Here is a 424-nt window from a genome sequence, read left to right as displayed (position 1 = left end):
AGACCGCGTATCGCTGGTTCAGCGACGCTGGCGGCGTGAAGCCGAAGCGGCAGCAGCAGCGCCCGGACGGCCGACGGAGCGCGTACGCGCGGCTGTCGGCGCTCGAGCGGGACGAGATCATGGCCGGGATCGCGGCCGGTGAGACGCAGGCGTCGATCGCGGCCCGGCTGGGCCGCAATCCGGGGACGATCTCGCGGGAGATCGCCCGGAACTCGGCCGCCAGCGGCCGCTACCGCGCCTCCTCCGCGGACTGGCGGGCGCGGGAGCGGAAACACCGGCCCAAGCGGGGCAAGATCGCCCGCAGCGCCCGATTGCGGGAGGCTGTCCAGGCGGGCCTCGAGGCCCGCCATTCGCCGCAGCAGATCGCGCACCGGCTGCGGCGCGAGCACCCGGATGATCTGGAGATGCACGTGTCCCACGAGAC

At 74.1% G+C, this 424-nt stretch carries 1 protein-coding gene; it reads left to right on the top strand.

The features are described from left to right. Window positions 1-35: 35 nt before the first annotated feature. A partial coding sequence (locus ACLQ21_RS15725; RefSeq protein ID WP_425664913.1) for a transposase occupies window positions 36-424 on the top strand: 389 nt, incomplete at its 3' end.

This window comes from Agrococcus sp. DT81.2, assembly GCF_049844935.1.
Classification (GTDB): Bacteria; Actinomycetota; Actinomycetes; order Actinomycetales; family Microbacteriaceae; genus Agrococcus.
Note: the sequence above shows the minus strand (reverse complement) of the source record. Positions and strands in the feature narration are given on the sequence as shown.